A 15,483-nucleotide genomic window follows, 5' to 3' on the forward strand; every position below is an offset into this window, starting at 1 on the left:
GATGGTCGGCGACCAGGCGACGGTGCTGGTGGTCGACGACAGTCGCACCAAGCGTTACCTGCTGGTCAGCTGGCTGACCCGGGCGGGCTTCGCGGTCCGTGAGGCGGAGACCGGCACCGAAGCGCTGGAACGGGTCGCGACGGACCCGATCGACCTGGTGGTGCTCGACGTACGGCTGCCCGACCTGAGCGGCTTCGACGTCTGCGAGCGGATCAAGGCGGACCACCCGGCGATGCCGGTGATCCACGTGTCCGCGCACGCGGTCGACGTGGTGGACCGGGCGCAGGGGCTGACCCGGGGCGCGGACGCCTACCTGGCCGAGCCGATCGAGCCGGAGGAACTGGTCGCCACCGCCCACGCGGTGCTGCGCTACTACCAGGCGCGGCAGCGCGCGGAGCTGCTCGCCGAGCGACTCACCGGGCTGGCCGACACCACCGTCGCGGTGCACGCCGCCCCGAACTTCGCCCGCCTGCTGGAATCGGCGGCGGCGGGCGCGGCCGACATCTTCAAGAGTCCGGCGGCAGTGATCGCCGAGACCTTCGACGGCGACTGCCTGGCCGGGATCGCCACCGGACCGGGCGCGAAGCCGACGATCGTGCCCTGGGTGGTGGACGACACCGGCGTACCGACCGGAGCCACCGTACGGGTGAACGACCCGGCCGAGTGGGGCCTGGTCCCCTGGCCGGCGGGAGACACGGTGACCGTGGCCGCCGCCCGGCTGCGTGAGGACCGCGCCCCGCTCTACGTGGTGGTGCCGACCGCGACCCAGACCAGGCGCACGCCGGTGCTGGTGCAGCTCGCCCAGGCGGTCGCCTCGGCGGTGGAGGCGCAGCGGTCGTTCGACGAGGAGCACCGGATCGCCGTCACCCTGCAACGGAGCCTGCTGCCCCGGCGGCTGCCCGAGGTCGCCGGACTGGACCTGGCCGTCCGCTACGAGCCGGCCAGCGCGCAGACCGAGGTGGGCGGCGACTTCTACGAGCTGGTCATGCTCGACGGCCACCTGTTGGTGGCGATCGGTGACGTGGCCGGCCACTCGCTGCACGCCGCCACGGTGATGGCCGAGCTGCGGCACGCCATGCGGGCGTACGCGGTGGAGGGGCACCAGCCGGGGGTGATCCTGGACCGGCTCAACGAGCTGATGCGCACGCTGCTCCGCAACGAGCTGGCCACCCTCTGCATCCTGCTGCTGCACCCGCCCAGCGGTCGGATCCGGCTGGCCAGCGCCGGGCACCTGCCGGCACTGGTGAGCGTCGACGGCCGGGTGGACTTCGTCCAGCAGTCGGCGCCCCTGCTGGGGGTACGGGCCGAGCGCCCCGACGACCTGGAGTTCGTCCTGCCGGCCGGCGCGACGCTGGTGCTCTACACCGACGGCCTGATCGAGCGTCGGGACGCCACCATCGACGAGGGCCTGGCCGCGCTGGCCGCGTGTGCCGCCCGGGTGGACGACGACCTCGACCGGTTCTGTCACCGCCTGCTGGTCGAGCTGGCCCCGCCGGAGATCCACGACGACGTCGCCGTGGTGGCCGTCCGCCGCCGCTGACCGCCGCTGACCGCCGCTGACCGCGCTGGCAGCGCTGGCAGCGCGGCCTCCTGGCGCGGCGCCACGCCGCCGCTTCGTTCCGCTGGTGTCGACCACTGCACGGACTTCACCGGCGCGGACTGCGGCAGGGTCACGGGCCCCTCCTGCGACCACACCCTCTGCACGGAGAGTCACTTCCGGCCCTCCTTGCGCAGAGTCACGTTGTCGGATCCGTCCCACCACCCCTCCGATCCCTTTGCTCTGCTGCCGTATCGGCGACACCGCCGTGAGCAGCCGATACGGGAGATCGTCGCAGGCGTGGGCTCCGCGCCCCGGTCACTCTCCGCTCCTGTCGCCTGGGCGGCAGCAGAGCAAAGGAGGCGATTGAGGGGTGGCGGAGGAGGGAGTGGAGTAACGGTGTGTGAGACGGCGGGGCCGGTCGGGTCAGCGCAGGGAGCGGACGTAGGCCGTGGGGGAGACGCCGGTGACGGCGGTGAAGTCGCGGACCAGATGGGCCTGGTCGCTGTAGCCGAGGTCGGCGGCGAGCGCGGACCAGTCGGGCGGCCCCTCGGCGGCCCGCTCGATCGCCTCCTGGAGCCGGTAGCGGCGGATCACCCACTTCGGACCGACCCCGACGTGATCCAGGAAGAGGCGCTGCAACCGTCGGGTGGAGATGCCGTGTCGGCCCGCGAGGTCGTCCACCCGCAGCACGCTGCGGTCGGTGCGGATCGCCTCGGCCAGCGCCATCGCCTCGGTCGCCGCCGGGTCCGGCTCCGGGGCCCAGGCGGTGAGGAAGGCGTCCAGGGCGAGGCGGCGCTCGGTGTCCGTACCCGCGCAGTGGCCCTTGTCTGCCCCGGAGCCGGCGGCGGCCCGGGCGGCGTCGGGGACCTCGGCGAGCGGGCGGCGCTCGCCGGTCAGTTCGGCGACCGGGCGTCGCCAGAACGGCCGGAAGCCGCCCGGGCGGAACTGGATCCCGCTGGCCCGGCCGGTGCCGGTCAGGGTGATCGAGAAGAGCCGTTGCCCGACGCCGGCGATCTCGGCGGTCTCCAGGCCGCCCTCGGCGCGCTGGAAGACGACGTTGACCGCCGGATGCGGCACCAGTTGCTGCGCGAACGGCGCGCTCAGCGCCCAGTCGATCAGCCAGTAGTGCTCGACCCAGGGGCGCAGCGCGGGGGCGGGCAGGTGCCGGCGGAACCGTACCTCCCGGCGCAGCCGTTCCGGGTCGAGGATGCCCCGGTTGTCCCCGCGTGGCTGTCGCATTCGTTCAAGACCGCCTTCGTACGCTGGCCCTATGGGAACGAAGACTAGCGATCTGCTGGCCGCCGCCGCACCGCGAACCGTGGCTGTGGTCCGGGCGATCACCGACGATCAGCTGGACCTGCCCACGCCGTGCCCGGACTACACCGTCCGGGACCTGGCCAACCACCTGTACGAGGTGGTGGTCAACTTCCAGACGCTCGCCCGGCGGCGCGAGGTGGACTGGTCGGCGAAGACGGACCACCTGACCGAGGGGTGGCGGGACCGGTTCGCCGACGAGACCGCCCGGCTGGTCGAGGCGTGGGCCGACCCGGCCGCCGAGGAGGGCGCCTCGCCCGGCATGGGGCTGCCCCAGGAGACGGTCGGCCTGATGGGGGTCATCGACCTGGCCGTGCACGGTTGGGACCTGGCCCGGGCCACCGGTCAGCCGTACCAACCGGCGCCCGAGGTCACCGCCGCCGGTCACCGGTTCCTGGACGACATGGGCCCGATGAGTCGCCAGATGGGCGCCTTCGGGCCGGAGGTGGCGACCGGCCCGGACCGCACCGAGCTGGACCGCCTGCTCGGCCGCGCCGGCCGCGACCCGGCCTGGAGCCGCTGAACCGCATCGACGACGCTTGACACCGACTATTCGCTGAGTGAATAGTGGCCCGGTGTCCACTTCGCACGTCCTGCTGGGGCTGCTCGCCGCCGGCAACCGGCACGGGTACGAGCTGAAGCGTGCCCACGACGCCCGGCTGCCCCGGGCCAAGCCGCTGGCGTTCGGGCAGGTGTACGCCACCCTGGGCCGGTTGGCGCGCGACGGTCTGGTCATCGCCACCGGGCAGGAGCGCGAGGCCGGCCCGGACCGGACGTCCTACCAGCTCACCGGGCAGGGCCGCGAGGCGCTGGACCGGTGGCTCGGCGCCGTCGAGCCACCCGCGCCGTACGTCACCAGCACGCTCTTCGCCAAGGTGGTGGTGGCGCTGCTGGTCGCCGACGTGAGCGCCGCCCGCTCGTACCTGGTCGCGCAGGGGCGGGCGCACACCGACCGGCTCCGCGAACTCACCGCCGTCAAGACGGCACCCTCGGCCACCCTCGACGACGTGGTCTCGGCCGACTACGCCATCGCCCACCTCGACGCCGACCTGAGGTGGCTGCGGACCACCCTGGACCGGGTCGCCGACTGGCACCGGGAGGTGCACTCGTGACACAACTCCAGGCTCGCGGCGTGGTGAAGGCGTACGGGCCGACACCCGCCCTGCGCGGCGTCAACCTCGACGTCGCCGAGGGCGAGATCGTCGCCGTCACCGGCCCCAGCGGCTGCGGCAAGTCCACCCTGCTGCACTGCCTGGCCGGGATCCTCCGCCCGGACGCGGGCCAGGTCAGCTGGCGCGGCGAGCGGATCGACACCTGGTCGGAGGCGGACCGGTCCCGGCTGCGCCGCACCGAGTTCGGGGTGCTCTTCCAGTTCGGCCAGCTCGTCGCCGAGTTGACCGCGGCGGAGAACGTCGCCCTCCCGCTGCTTCTCGCCGGCACGGGGCGGCGAGAAGCGCGGGTGGCGGCCCTCGGCTGGCTGGACCGGCTCGGCGTGGCCGAGGTGGCCGACGTCCGGCCCGGCGAGATGTCCGGCGGGCAGCAGCAGCGGTGCGCCACCGCCCGGGCCCTGGTCACCGAGCCCCGGGTGCTCTTCGCCGACGAGCCGACCGGCGCGCTGGACACGCTCAGCGGCGAGCAGGTGCTCACCGAGTTGGTCCGGCTCGCCCGGCAGCAGCGCACCAGCGTCGTGCTGGTCACCCACGAGCCGCGGATCGCCGCGTACGCCGACCGGGAGGTGATGCTTCGCGACGGGGCGGTCGACGCCAGCGGGCTCGGACTCGACCTGCCGTTCGCCGGCGGCGCCCGGTGAGGCCCGCCGTCCTGCTCCGGCTCGCCCTGGCCGGCAACCGCACCGACACCGCCCGGGTGGTGCTGACCGCGCTCAGCGCCGCCCTGGCCACCCTCGCCGGCCTGGCCGCGCTCACCGTGCTGACCATCCCCACGCCGCGCTGCTGCGACGGCCGCAACATCTCCGAGCAGTACAGCAACGCCCTGCTCCGCGAGCCCGGCCTGCGCGGCGGCACCGCGATCGCGCTGCTCCTGCTCACCGTCCCGGTGCTGGCGCTGGCCGGGCAGTGCGCCCGGCTCGGCGCCCCCGCCCGGGACCGGCGGCTCGCCGCCCTGCGCCTGGCCGGAGCCACGCCCGGCCAGGTGACCCGGCTCGCGGTGCTGGAGACCGGCCTGGCCAGCCTCCTCGGGACCCTCCTCGGGCTGGCCGTCTTCCTCGTCGGCCGGCGGCTGCTCGACGCGCCGGACGCGCGGGGGCGGCTCGCGCTTCCCACCGACGTGCTCCCGGCCACCGGAGTGATCGTGGCGGTGGTGCTCGGGCTGCCGCTGGCGGCGGCGCTGGTCGGCGCGGTGCTGCTGCGCCGGGTCACCGCCACCCCGTTCGGCGTGGTGCGCAAGGTCCGCCGGGAACGCGCGCCCGGGCCGTGGGCCGGCCTGCTGATCGTCGTCGGCCTCGCCGCCTTCGCCGCCCTGGACCCGGTGCTCGACTGGTATCAGGACCACCACCGGGAACCCCCGGTGCTGCTACCGCCGCTGCTGCTGCTCGGGGGCGGGCTCGCCGCGCTGACCGGGGTGGTGGTCGGCACCGGCTGGCTGTCTTACACCTCGGGTCGGCTGCTGCACCGGTACGCCCGGCGGCCGGCCGCGCTGCTGGCGTCCCGGCGGTTGACCAGCGACCCGTGGGCCGGCAGCCGTACCTTCGCCGCCCTGCTGGCCGCCGTGATCGTGGGTGGCGGCGCGGCCGGGATGCGGGCCTCGTTCGAGGCCCACGCCGAGGTCGAACGGCTCACCGGCCAGGACCGTGGCGGCAGCGACGGCTTCTACCTGCGCACGGTGGACCTCGTCGACCTGGCGGTCGGCGTGGCCATGGCGATCGCCGCCGGCGGGCTGATCGTCGCCCTGGTCGAGGGGATCGTCGCCCGACGGCGGGCGTACGCGGCGCTGGTCGCCACCGGGGTGCCCCGGGGGACGCTCGCCCGGTCGATCGCCTGGCAGGCGCTGGCGCCGGCGGTGCCGGCGGTGGGGCTCGCGCTCACCGTGGGCCTGCTGCTCAGCCGGGGCGTCGCCGGTCGCGCGGTGACCGGAGGGGGCTACTCCACCGAGTTCTGCGACGGCGCCGAGTCGCTCTGCGCGGACCCGGCCACCCGGGCGCAGTACCTGCGGACTCTGTGGGTGCCCGAGGTGACGGTGACGCCCGGCGTACCGCTGGGGCACCTGGCCCTGGTCGGCGGCGGCGCCCTGGTCGCGGTGCTGGTGACGGTCGCGGTCGGCCTGCTCTTCCTGCGGGCCAGCACCGCGGTCGAGGAGTTGCGCACGGCCTGAGGGGTGTAACACCGGGTACGGCCACGGCGCTTGTGACTCCGGAAGCCCGCCAGCGGGGGTGGAACCGCGGGCGGCGGGGCAGGGAGATCACCAGATGCACAACCAGCCGGGCGGTGCGCCGCCGGTGTTCGTCGACCGGACCGGGAAGCGGCGCCGGCTCATGACGATCGCCGGCACCGTGATGGGGCTCGGCCTGCTCACCAGCATCGGGCTGATCCTGGCCGGGCTCTTCGGCGACAGCACCGTCCCGCTGCCGGGCTGGACCGACCCCCGGGCGCGGCCGCCGATCGAAGCGGGCGTGGACACCCCGGAGGAACTGGGTCAGCCGGGCAGCCCGGCCTCGTCGCGACCGTCGCCGGTGGCCAGCACCGCCGCGCCCACGCCCACCCGGACGGCCGGCCCGCCCGCCACGACCGCACGCCCGGGGCCCCAGTCGTCCACCGGCGTGCCCGGCCAGGGCGATGTGCGGCGTACCGCCAAGCCCAGCCGCTCGCCCGGCAAGCCGCACTGACCGTGGCGCGTCACGTAGCCCGCCGCGACCCGCGGGCCCACTGGGTGCTGCTCCTGCTCGGCCTGTTCCTGCTGCTCGCCGCGCTGACCGTCAACGGGCTGGTCACCGGGCTCACCGGCGGCTCCGGGCCGTCCGCCGCCCCGGACGTGCCCGGGCCGAGGACGGTCACCGACGGCGGGCCGGTGCTGCGGCTGGACCAGCCCGAACCGGTCAGCCGGCGGATGCCGGACCGCACCATCGCGCTCACCTTCGACGACGGGCCGGACCCGCGGTGGACGCCCGAGCTGCTCGACGTGCTGCGCCGGCACGGGGCGCACGCCACCTTCTTCGTGGTCGGCTCCCGGGTCAACGCGCACCCCGAGCTGGTCCGGCGGATCCTCGACGAGGGGCACGAGCTCGGCTCGCACACCTACACCCACGCCGACCTCGCCACGGTCTCCGGCTGGCGGGCCGGCCTGGAGCTGTCGCTGACCCGCAAGGCGATCGCCGCGGCCACCGGCCGGGAGGTCACCCTGCTCCGGCCCCCCTTCTCGTCCACCACCCCGTCGCTGACCGCCGCCGGGTACGACGCGCTGCGGGCCGCCGCCGGCAGCGGGCACGTGGCCGTGCTCGCCGACCTGGACCCCAAGGACTGGCAGCGCCCCGGCGTACCGGCGATCGTCCGGGCGGCGACCCCGCAGCCGGGGCGGGGGGCGGTGGTGCTCATGCACGACGGCGGCGGTGACCGCGGCCAGACCGTGGCAGCCGTGGACCAGCTGCTCACCCGACTGTCGAAGCAGGGCTACCGGTTCACCACCGTCTCCGAGGGCGTCGACGCGCCGCCGTCGACCGTCCCGGCCGGCGTCGGCACCCGGTTGAGCGGCCACGCGCTGCGCTGGACCCAGACCGGGGCCGAGTGGGCGGCCACCGCGATGAACGTCCTGCTCGCCGTCGCGCTGGTGCTCGGCGTCGCCCGGCTCGCCGTGCAGGTGACCTGCGCGCAGCTGCACGTCCGCCGGGTACGCCGGCCCCGGCACCCCCGGCCGCCGGTCACCGCGCCGGTCTCGGTGATCGTGCCCGCGTACAACGAGGCGGCGAACATCGCGGCGACGGTGCGGTCGCTGGTGGCCAGCGCGTACCCGGCGCTGGAGGTGATCGTGGTGGACGACGGCTCCAGCGACGGCACCGCCGACATCGTGGAGCGGATGGGCCTGCGCGGGGTGCGGGTGATCCGGCAGGCCAACGCCGGCAAGCCGGCCGCGCTGAACACCGGCATCCGGGCCGCCCGGGCCGACCTGCTGGTGCTGGTCGACGGGGACACCGTCTTCCAGCCGGACACCGTGCACCGGCTGGTGCAGGGCTTCGCCGACCGCACCGTCGGGGCGATCTCCGGCAACACCAAGGTCGCCAACCGGCGTCGGCTGCTGGGCCGCTGGCAGCACCTGGAGTACGTGATCGGCTTCAACCTCGACCGCCGGATGTACGACGTGCTGGAGTGCATGCCGACCATCCCCGGCGCGATCGGCGCGTTCCGCCGCGAGGTGCTGCTCGCCGTCGGCGGCGTCCCCTCGGACACCCTCGCCGAGGACACCGACCTGACCATGCAGGTGCTCCGGGCCGGCTGGCGGGTGGTGTACGAGGAGGCGGCGATCGCCTGGACCGAGGCGCCCTCCTCGCTGCGCCAGCTCTGGCGGCAGCGGTACCGCTGGTGCTACGGCACCATGCAGGCGATGTGGAAGCACCGGCACGCCCTGCGCGAGCCGGGGGCCGGGGGCAAGCTGGGCCGGCGGGGCCTGCCGTACCTGACGGTGTTCCAGATCGTGCTGCCGCTGGCCGCTCCGGCGGTCGACGTGTTCGCCGTCTACGGCCTGATCTTCCTGCCCTGGTCGACGCTCGTGCTGGCCTGGCTGGGGCTGCTCCTGCTCCAGGGGCTGACCGCCGCGTACGCGCTGCGACTGGACCGGGAGGGCTTCGGCCCACTGTGGACGTTGCCGTTGCAGCAGCTGGTCTACCGGCAGGTGATGTACCTGGTGGTGGTGCAGTCGGCGGTCACCGCGGTGATCGGCAACCGGCTGCGCTGGCAGCGGATGGTTCGCACCGGCGAGGCGGCGGCGCTGGTCGGCGCGGCCCCGCCCGGCCGCTCCCGCTGACCGCTCGGGGGCGGTGGAGTCAGCGGGAGTCGAGGAGGCCGGCGGACCAGGAAAGGGTCAGCCCGACCACCGCCGAGCAGCAGCAGATCAGCAGGGTGGCGGCGACCACGCCGACGATCAGCCAGGCCGGCCCGCGCCGGGCCGCGCCCGGTTCCGCGCCCGCTTCCGGTTCCGCTTCCGCGCCCGGTTCCGGTTCCGGAGCCGGTACGTCCGGGCCGGGCGGCTCCTCGTCCGCCCGGCCCTCGTCGTGACTGGTCAAGCCGGCGGCCTCAGGCTTGGCCGAGCTTGTCGAGGATCCAGGCGTTGATGAACGCCTCCTCGCGCCAGGAGTCGTACCGGCCGCTCGGGCCGCCGTGCCCGGCGCCCATCTCGGTCTTGAGCAGGTAGTCGCCCTGCGGGGCGATCGCCCGCAGCCGGGCGATCCACTTCGCCGGCTCGTGGTACAGCACCCGGGTGTCGTTGAGGCTGGTCACCGCGAGGATGGCCGGATAGTCGACCGCCGCCACGTTCTCGTACGGGGTGTACGACTTCATGTACGCGTACACCTCCGGGTCGGCGAGCGGGTTGCCCCACTCCTCCCACTCGGTGACGGTCAGCGGCAGCGACGGGTCGAGGATCGAGGTGAGCGCGTCCACGAAGGGCACCTGCGCGACGATCCCGGCGAACGCGTCCGGGGCCAGGTTGGCGACCGCGCCCATCAGCAGCCCGCCGGCCGAGGCGCCCCGGGCGACCAGCCGGTCACCGGCCGTCCAGCCGGCCTTGACCAGGTGGCGGGCGCAGGCCACGAAGTCGGTGAAGGTGTTCTTCTTGGCCAGCAGCTTGCCCTCGTCGTACCAGCGCCGGCCCAGTTCACCGCCGCCGCGGATGTGCGCCACGGCGAAGACGACGCCCCGGTCGAGCAGGGAGAGCCGAGCGATGGAGAACCACGGGTCCATGCTGGCCTCGTACGAGCCGTACCCGTAGATCACGCAGGGGGCCGAGCCGTCCTTGGGGGTGCCCGCGCGGCAGACCAGCGAGATCGGCACCCGGGTGCCGTCGTCGGCGAGCGCCCAGTCACGGTGCTGCTCGTAGTCGGCCGGGTCGTACGCCCGCCCGTCCGGCCCCGGCCGGACCGGCTTGCGGCGGCGCAGCACCATCTGCCGGGTGACGAGGTCGTAGTCGTACACCGAGTCCGGGGTGACCAGGGAGGTGTAGCGCAGCCGGATCTCCCGGGTGCGGTACTCCGGGTTGGCGTCCAGGCCGACGCTGTAGATCGGCTCCGGGAAGTCGATGTCGTGGGCGTCGCCGTCGCCGACCGGGATGACCCGCAGGCCGGTGAGGCCGTTGCTGCGCAGCGAGACGACGAGGTGGTCGGAGAACGCGTCGACCGACTCCAGCCGGGTGCCGGGGGAGTGCTCGATCAGCGGCACCCAGTCGCCCGGCGCGTCCGCCGAGGTGTACGCCAGCGCGAAGTCCTCCGCGCCGTCGTTGTGCAGGATCAGGAAACGGTGGCCGTGGTGCTCGACCGTGTACTCGATCCCCTGCCGGCGCGGGGCGATCACCGCCGGCTCGCCGGTGGGGTTGCCGGCCGGGATGACCCGGACCTCGCTGGTCACCTTGCTGTGGATGTCGATGAGCACGAAGCGCTCGGAGCGGGTCAGGTCGACGCCGACCCAGAATCGCTCGTCGTCCTCCTGGTGGACCACCACGTCCTCGGTCGACGGGGTGCCGACGGCGTGCCGCCACACCCGGTTGGGCCGCCACGCCTCGTCCACGGTGACGTAGAAGAGCACCGAGGCGTCCGCCGACCAGGCGGTGCCGTAGAAGGTGCCGGGCACCTCGTCGGCGAGCAGCTCGCCGGTGCTCAGGTCCTTGATCCGCAGGGTGAACCGCTCGTCGCCGGCGAAGTCCGTCGAGTACGCCAGCCAGCGCCCGTCGGGGCTGACGTCGAACGCGCCGAGGGCGAAGAAGTCGTGCCCCTCGGCGATCAGGTTGCCGTCGAGCAGCACCTCCTCGCCGTCGAGCGGGGCGCCGTCCGCGCTCACCGGGGGCGCGGTCTCGCCGTCGCGGACCGCGCGGCGGCAGTGCACGCCGTACTGCTGGCCCTCGACCGTGCGGGTGTAGTACCAGTAGCCGCCCTTGCGGCTGGGCACCGACAGGTCGGTCTCCTGGGTGCGCCGGCGGGTCTCCTCGAACAGTTCCGCGCGCAGCCCCTCCAGGTGCGCCGTGCGGGCCTCGGTGTACGCGTTCTCGGCGGTCAGGTGGGCGATCGTCGCCGGGTCGTCCTTGGCGGCGAGCCAGGCGTACTCGTCGATGACGGTGTCGCCGTGGTGGGTGCGCTCGGCGGGCACCCGGTTCGCGACGGGCGCGGCGGTCTTCTTGGTCACGGGCGTCACGTTACCGGCCGGGCGCCGCCCGCGGCCCGGCGTCGTCGCCCGACCCGCCGCCAGGTCTTTCGAACATGTGTACGATGACCGGCATGGCGGCAGCGGCACGTTCCACCGGCGCGATGGAGATCACCCGACGACTCACCGCGATCTGCGGTCCCTCCTTCGCCCGCTTCGCGGGCGCGGCCGACGAGGTCGCCGGGCGGGCCGCCCGCTGGGTGGCGGTGCCCGGGGGCGCGCAGGCCGCCGCCGAGGTGCTGCGGCTGGCCGCCCGGCACGACCTGAGCGTGGTGCCGCGGGGCGCCGGCACGAAGATCGACTGGGGGGCCGCCCCGGCGCGGGTCGACGTCATGCTCGACACCGGCCGGCTCGCGGGCCTCGGCCACCAGCCGGTCGGCTCGCCGGTCGCCGAGATCGGCGCCGGCACCCCGCTGCGCGCGGTGCAGTCCATCCTGGAGCGCACCGGCCGGCGGCTCCCGCTGGATCCGCCCTCGCCCGGCGCCACCCTCGGCGGGGTGCTCGCCGCCGACGAGGCCGGGCCGCTGCGCCACCGGTACGGCACCGCCTGCGAGCAACTGGTCGGCCTGCGCTGGCTGGACGCCGACGGCGAGCCGGTCAGCGCGGGCGCGGCCGAGCCGCCGGCCGGGCCGGCGCCGGTCGGGCTCGACGTGGGCCGGCTGCTCTGCGGCTCGCAGGGCGGGCTCGGGGTGCTGGTCTCGGCCACGCTGCGGGTGCAGGCCGTACCGGCCAGCCGGGTCTGGGTGACCCGGCCGGTGTGGACGCCGCTGGAGGTGCACGACCTGGTCTGCGCGGTGCTCGCCACCCGCCTCGACCCGTCCGCCGTCGAGCTCGACCTGCCCGCCGCCGGGTCCCGGTCGCACCGGCCGGTGCACCCGTCGCTGGCGGCGGCCCGCGCCAACCACCCCTCGATGGCCGGGCGGCGCGGCGAGCAGTCGGCGGCGCGCGGTGGCGCCGGCACCCTGGCGGTGCTGCTGGAGGGGGGCCCGGCCGACGTCACCGAGCGGGCCGAGCGGCTGGTGGCGCTCTTCGAGGGCCAGGCGAGCGTGCTCGACGCGGCCCCGTCGTGGTGGCGGCGCTACCCGTTCGGGCCGGGCGACACGGCGTTGCGCATCGAGGTGCCGATCACCGACCTGCACGCCGCGGTCTACGCGCTGCGGGACGCGGCCGGCGCTCCGGTCCCGGTGCGCGGCTCCGCCGGCCTGGGCGTGGTGCACGCGGCCCTGCCCGGGGGGCTGTCCGGCGAGCGGGTCGCCTCGATCCTCGCCGCCGTACGCGGGGTGCTGCTCGCCCGGCGGGGGCGGTGCGTGGTGGTCAACGCGCCCGAGCCCGTCCGGCAGGCCGTCGACGTGTGGGGTGAGCCGGCGGTGATTCCCCGGCTGCGGGCGGCGAAGGACCACCTCGACCCGCACCGGCGGCTCGCCCCGGGCCGCCTGCCCGGCGGGCTGTGAGCGCCGGCGTCAGTCCAGCCACCACCGCTGCATGTCGTGCAGCGGTGGGGTGAAGCGCAGCACCGTCAGCGCGAGCGTGGTGAGCGTGGCGGCGAGCAGCAGGGTCCGGGCGCGAGGCGGCAGCCGGTCCCGCTCCCGGGCCAGCACCGCTGCGGTGTAGAGGGCCAACGCCGGCCCGAGCACGACTCCCGCGAGATACAGCAGGGACACCGCCAGGTAGAGCCAGGCGAACGGGTTCGCCCCGCTGATGCCGAACGGCACCATGTCCTTCGGGTCGTACTGGCCGGTGACCATCTCCGCCGGGCCCACCCCGGCACTGGCCATCCGACCCAGGTAGGCCGCCGCCAGCACGACGAGCGCCCCGGCGAGCACGAGGTGCCCGGCGAGGATGACGCCGACCCGCGGGCGGCGTTCCTCGCTGCCACCCGCGACATCCGACATGCGGTCACGGTACTCGCATCGACATGTGTGCGATGTCCCTGGCGTTCGGGGTCCCCGGCGGGGCGGTGATCGACTCCGGTTGCGGCATGTCGCGCCTTCCGGCGGCCGGGACACCGCGACCCGCCGCAAACCGAGTTGATCACCCGGGCGACGGGCTCAGAGGGCGTCGTTGCGGAGCACCAGGATGGCGATGTCGTCCCGGGGTGTCTCCACCGAGAAGTTGATCGCGGTGGCGCGCAGCCGGGCGGCGACCACGTCGGCCGAGTACCCGGCCAGCGGGGCGGCCGCGTCCCGGAGCCGGTCGACGCCGAACAGCTCCCGGCCGCGCCGGCGCTCGGTCACCCCGTCGGTGTAGAAGACCAGCGAGTCGCCGGCCGCGAGGGGGATCTCCGCCGTCGGCGAGGTGATCGTGTCGATCAGCCCCAGCGCGGTGCCGCCGGTGCCGACGAAGGCGGCGCCCCCGGTGCCGCGCAGCAGCACCGGGCGGTCGTGGCCGGCCAGGTGCAGCGAGACGTCGAGCTGCCCGTACCGGCCCGGCCCGACGGCGGCGAGCGCGAGGGTGCAGTAGCGCCCGCCGCCGCGCTCCACCAGGGTCTCGTTCAGTCGGGCCAGCACCTCGGGCAGCGGCTTGCCGTCGCCGACCAGCACCCGGATCACGTCCCGCACCAGCCCGGTGACCGCCGCCGCCTGCACGCCCTTGCCGGAGACGTCGCCGATCACCACCAGCCAACGCCCGTCGGGCAGCGGCAGCACGTCGTAGAAGTCGCCGCCGACCTCGGCGTCGTCGCCGGTCGGGACGTACTCGGCGGCGAAGCCGATTCCCTCGACCACCGGCAGCACCGGCGGGAGCAGCGACTGCTGAAGCGTCTGGGCCACCCGGCGCCGTTCGGCGTGGATCCGGGCGTTCTCGATGGCGAGGGCGGCCCGGCGGGCCACGTCCTCCAGCACGGCGACCTCGTCCGGGTCGTGCCGGTGCCGCAGGTGCCGGCCGACGGCCAGGGTGCCCAGCCGCTGGCCGCGGGCGATCAACGGCACGGCGAAGCCCTCCAGCGGGGGGCCGAGCGGCACCTGCGCGGCGCTGCGGGACGCCTCCCGCAGCCGGGCCTGGACCGAGTCCGGGCCGACCTCCTGGAGCACCTTGTGCAGCTGCGGCAGCATCGCCTCGTCGGCGTGGCTGGAGGCGGCCAGCCGCAGCCGGCCCCACTCGTCGGTGGTGTGCACGGCGCACCACTGGCCGAGCCGGGGCACCACCAGCTGCGGGATCAGCGCCATGGTCAGCTCGACGTCCAGCGACTGGGCGAGCAGCTCGCTCGCCTCGGCGAGGAAGGTCAGCCACGCCTGCCGGCGGACGTCCGCCCGGCGCAGCCGGTCGTTCTCCAGGTGCAGCGACAGCCGTTCGGCGGCGAGCACGGCGAGCGGTCGCGCGTACGCCGAGGGGGCCGCGTCCAGCTCCAGCTCCCCGGCGTACGGGCGGTGCACCGCCAACGGCACCTGGAGCAGCTCGTTGCCCGGGCGGGGTTGGCGGCCGTACCGGGCCAGCGGCTGGGTGCCCTGCCCGTCGCCCCGGTCCAGCCGGATCACGCCGCCGGCCGCGCCCACCATCTCGGCGACCCGGGTGAGCAGGTCGGCGGCGAAGTCGGGCAGCGGGTCGTCGGCGTTCGGGTCGGGGCTGGTCTGGGTCAGCTCGCTCATCGCGGCGGCGCTCGGCGCGGAACTCGCCGCCACGGTGCCCTCCCCGCCGTTCGCGGGGACGTGCTCCAGCGCCACCGGGCCGGCCGGGGCGGCGCCGGGGCGGTCCAGCCGGAACCAGACCCCCTTGCCGGTGGGCAGGTACGTCGTCCCCCAGCGGCTGGCGAAGTGGTCGACGAGCAGCAGCCCGCGGCCCCGCTCGGAGACCTCGTCGATGTTCTCGGTGTCGCTGCGGATGCCGACCACCAGCTCGTCCACCGGGCCGGTGGCGAAGTCGGAGACGGTCACGGTGAGCCCGACCGGGTCGGCGACGACCTCGATGTCCAGTTCGGTGCGGGCGTGCTCCACCGCGTTGGTGGAGAGTTCGGTGGTCAGCAGCAGCGCCTCGTTGAGCAGGTCGTCGAGGTCGGCCTCGGCCAGCACCGAGCGGACCAGCGCCCGGGCGGCGGCGGGCGTACGCCGATCGGCGGGCAGCCGGACGCGCCGGACGTGCTCGTCCTGGCCCCCGTCCGACGCGGGCCCCGTCTCCGCTGACACCCTCGTATCCTCCATCGCTGCCGGCCGGGTGCCAAGCCGGACGTCGCGACACGGACGGCGCCACACCGGGCGCGCGGCGCACTTCGCGTCCGTGGCATCGACACCCGCGCGGGCACAATGATGGGATGGCGGCGTGTCGGCAAGCGCCGGTGGCCCC

The 15,483-nt window shown here is 75.1% G+C and carries 13 protein-coding genes; 8 read left to right on the forward strand and 5 right to left on the reverse strand.

All coding sequences use genetic code 11. The features are described 5' to 3' along the window. Nucleotide 1 precedes the first annotated feature (1 nt). Nucleotides 2–1,540, forward strand: coding sequence for a SpoIIE family protein phosphatase (locus ACTMS9_RS01640; RefSeq protein WP_441163943.1), 1,539 nt, complete (start codon nucleotides 2–4; stop codon nucleotides 1,538–1,540). A gap of 423 nt (nucleotides 1,541–1,963) precedes the next feature. Here ACTMS9_RS01640 and ACTMS9_RS01645 read toward each other — a convergent pair whose 3' ends face one another. Then, complete coding sequence (locus ACTMS9_RS01645) at nucleotides 1,964–2,779, reverse strand: AraC family transcriptional regulator (protein ID WP_441143186.1); 816 nt, start codon at nucleotides 2,777–2,779, stop codon at nucleotides 1,964–1,966. 31 nt (nucleotides 2,780–2,810) lie between these two features. Between ACTMS9_RS01645 and ACTMS9_RS01650 the strand changes: the two genes are divergently transcribed. The 6 genes from ACTMS9_RS01650 to ACTMS9_RS01675 all read left to right on the forward strand — a co-directional run bounded on the left by ACTMS9_RS01650 (nucleotide 2,811) and on the right by ACTMS9_RS01675 (nucleotide 8,824). Next, the gene (locus tag ACTMS9_RS01650; protein WP_441143184.1) at nucleotides 2,811–3,377 is read left to right on the forward strand and encodes a TIGR03086 family metal-binding protein; all 567 of its coding nucleotides are present in this window, start codon (nucleotides 2,811–2,813) and stop codon (nucleotides 3,375–3,377) included. 52 nt (nucleotides 3,378–3,429) lie between these two features. Continuing rightward, a complete protein-coding gene (locus ACTMS9_RS01655) occupies nucleotides 3,430–3,966 on the forward strand; it encodes a PadR family transcriptional regulator (protein WP_154940491.1) in 537 nt (178 codons plus the stop codon). Then, a complete protein-coding gene (locus ACTMS9_RS01660; protein WP_441163944.1) occupies nucleotides 3,963–4,664 on the forward strand; it encodes an ABC transporter ATP-binding protein in 702 nt (233 codons plus the stop codon). The genes ACTMS9_RS01655 and ACTMS9_RS01660 overlap by 4 nt, the downstream gene beginning before the upstream one ends. Beyond that, the gene (locus tag ACTMS9_RS01665; RefSeq protein ID WP_441163945.1) at nucleotides 4,661–6,184 is read left to right on the forward strand and encodes an FtsX-like permease family protein; all 1,524 of its coding nucleotides are present in this window, start codon (nucleotides 4,661–4,663) and stop codon (nucleotides 6,182–6,184) included. Before ACTMS9_RS01660 ends, ACTMS9_RS01665 begins: the two co-directional genes overlap by 4 nt. A gap of 94 nt (nucleotides 6,185–6,278) precedes the next feature. Next, nucleotides 6,279–6,695 (forward strand): hypothetical protein, encoded by a 417-nt coding sequence (locus ACTMS9_RS01670; RefSeq protein ID WP_441163946.1) that lies wholly within the window; start codon nucleotides 6,279–6,281, stop codon nucleotides 6,693–6,695. A 2-nt stretch (nucleotides 6,696–6,697) separates the two neighbouring features. Then, entirely contained in the window at nucleotides 6,698–8,824 is a 2,127-nt protein-coding gene (locus tag ACTMS9_RS01675; protein ID WP_441163947.1) for a bifunctional polysaccharide deacetylase/glycosyltransferase family 2 protein, read from the forward strand. 19 nt (nucleotides 8,825–8,843) lie between these two features. Here the strand turns inward: ACTMS9_RS01675 and ACTMS9_RS01680 are convergent, their stop codons facing one another. After that, on the reverse strand, nucleotides 8,844–9,083 hold the full coding sequence (locus ACTMS9_RS01680) for a hypothetical protein (protein WP_441163948.1): 240 nt from the start codon (nucleotides 9,081–9,083) through the stop codon (nucleotides 8,844–8,846). Nucleotides 9,084–9,093: 10 nt separating this feature from the next. After that, nucleotides 9,094–11,190 carry a S9 family peptidase gene (locus ACTMS9_RS01685; protein WP_441163949.1) on the reverse strand — a complete coding sequence of 699 codons (2,097 nt, stop codon included), beginning with the start codon at nucleotides 11,188–11,190 and terminating at the stop codon, nucleotides 9,094–9,096. Between the two features lie 92 nt (nucleotides 11,191–11,282). Here ACTMS9_RS01685 and ACTMS9_RS01690 point away from each other — a divergent pair, with 92 nt between their 5' ends. Then, nucleotides 11,283–12,659, forward strand: a complete 1,377-nt coding sequence (locus tag ACTMS9_RS01690; RefSeq protein ID WP_441163950.1) for an FAD-binding oxidoreductase — start codon at nucleotides 11,283–11,285, stop codon at nucleotides 12,657–12,659. Between the two features lie 9 nt (nucleotides 12,660–12,668). Here ACTMS9_RS01690 and ACTMS9_RS01695 read toward each other — a convergent pair whose 3' ends face one another. Next, the gene (locus ACTMS9_RS01695; RefSeq protein WP_441143168.1) at nucleotides 12,669–13,100 is read right to left on the reverse strand and encodes a hypothetical protein; all 432 of its coding nucleotides are present in this window, start codon (nucleotides 13,098–13,100) and stop codon (nucleotides 12,669–12,671) included. 156 nt (nucleotides 13,101–13,256) lie between these two features. Continuing rightward, nucleotides 13,257–15,341, reverse strand: coding sequence for a SpoIIE family protein phosphatase (locus ACTMS9_RS01700; protein WP_441143166.1), 2,085 nt, complete (start codon nucleotides 15,339–15,341; stop codon nucleotides 13,257–13,259). Between the last annotated feature and the right edge of the window lie 142 nt (nucleotides 15,342–15,483).

Source organism: Micromonospora sp. L31 (assembly GCF_052068075.1).
Lineage (GTDB): Bacteria > Actinomycetota > Actinomycetes > Mycobacteriales > Micromonosporaceae > Micromonospora > Micromonospora purpureochromogenes.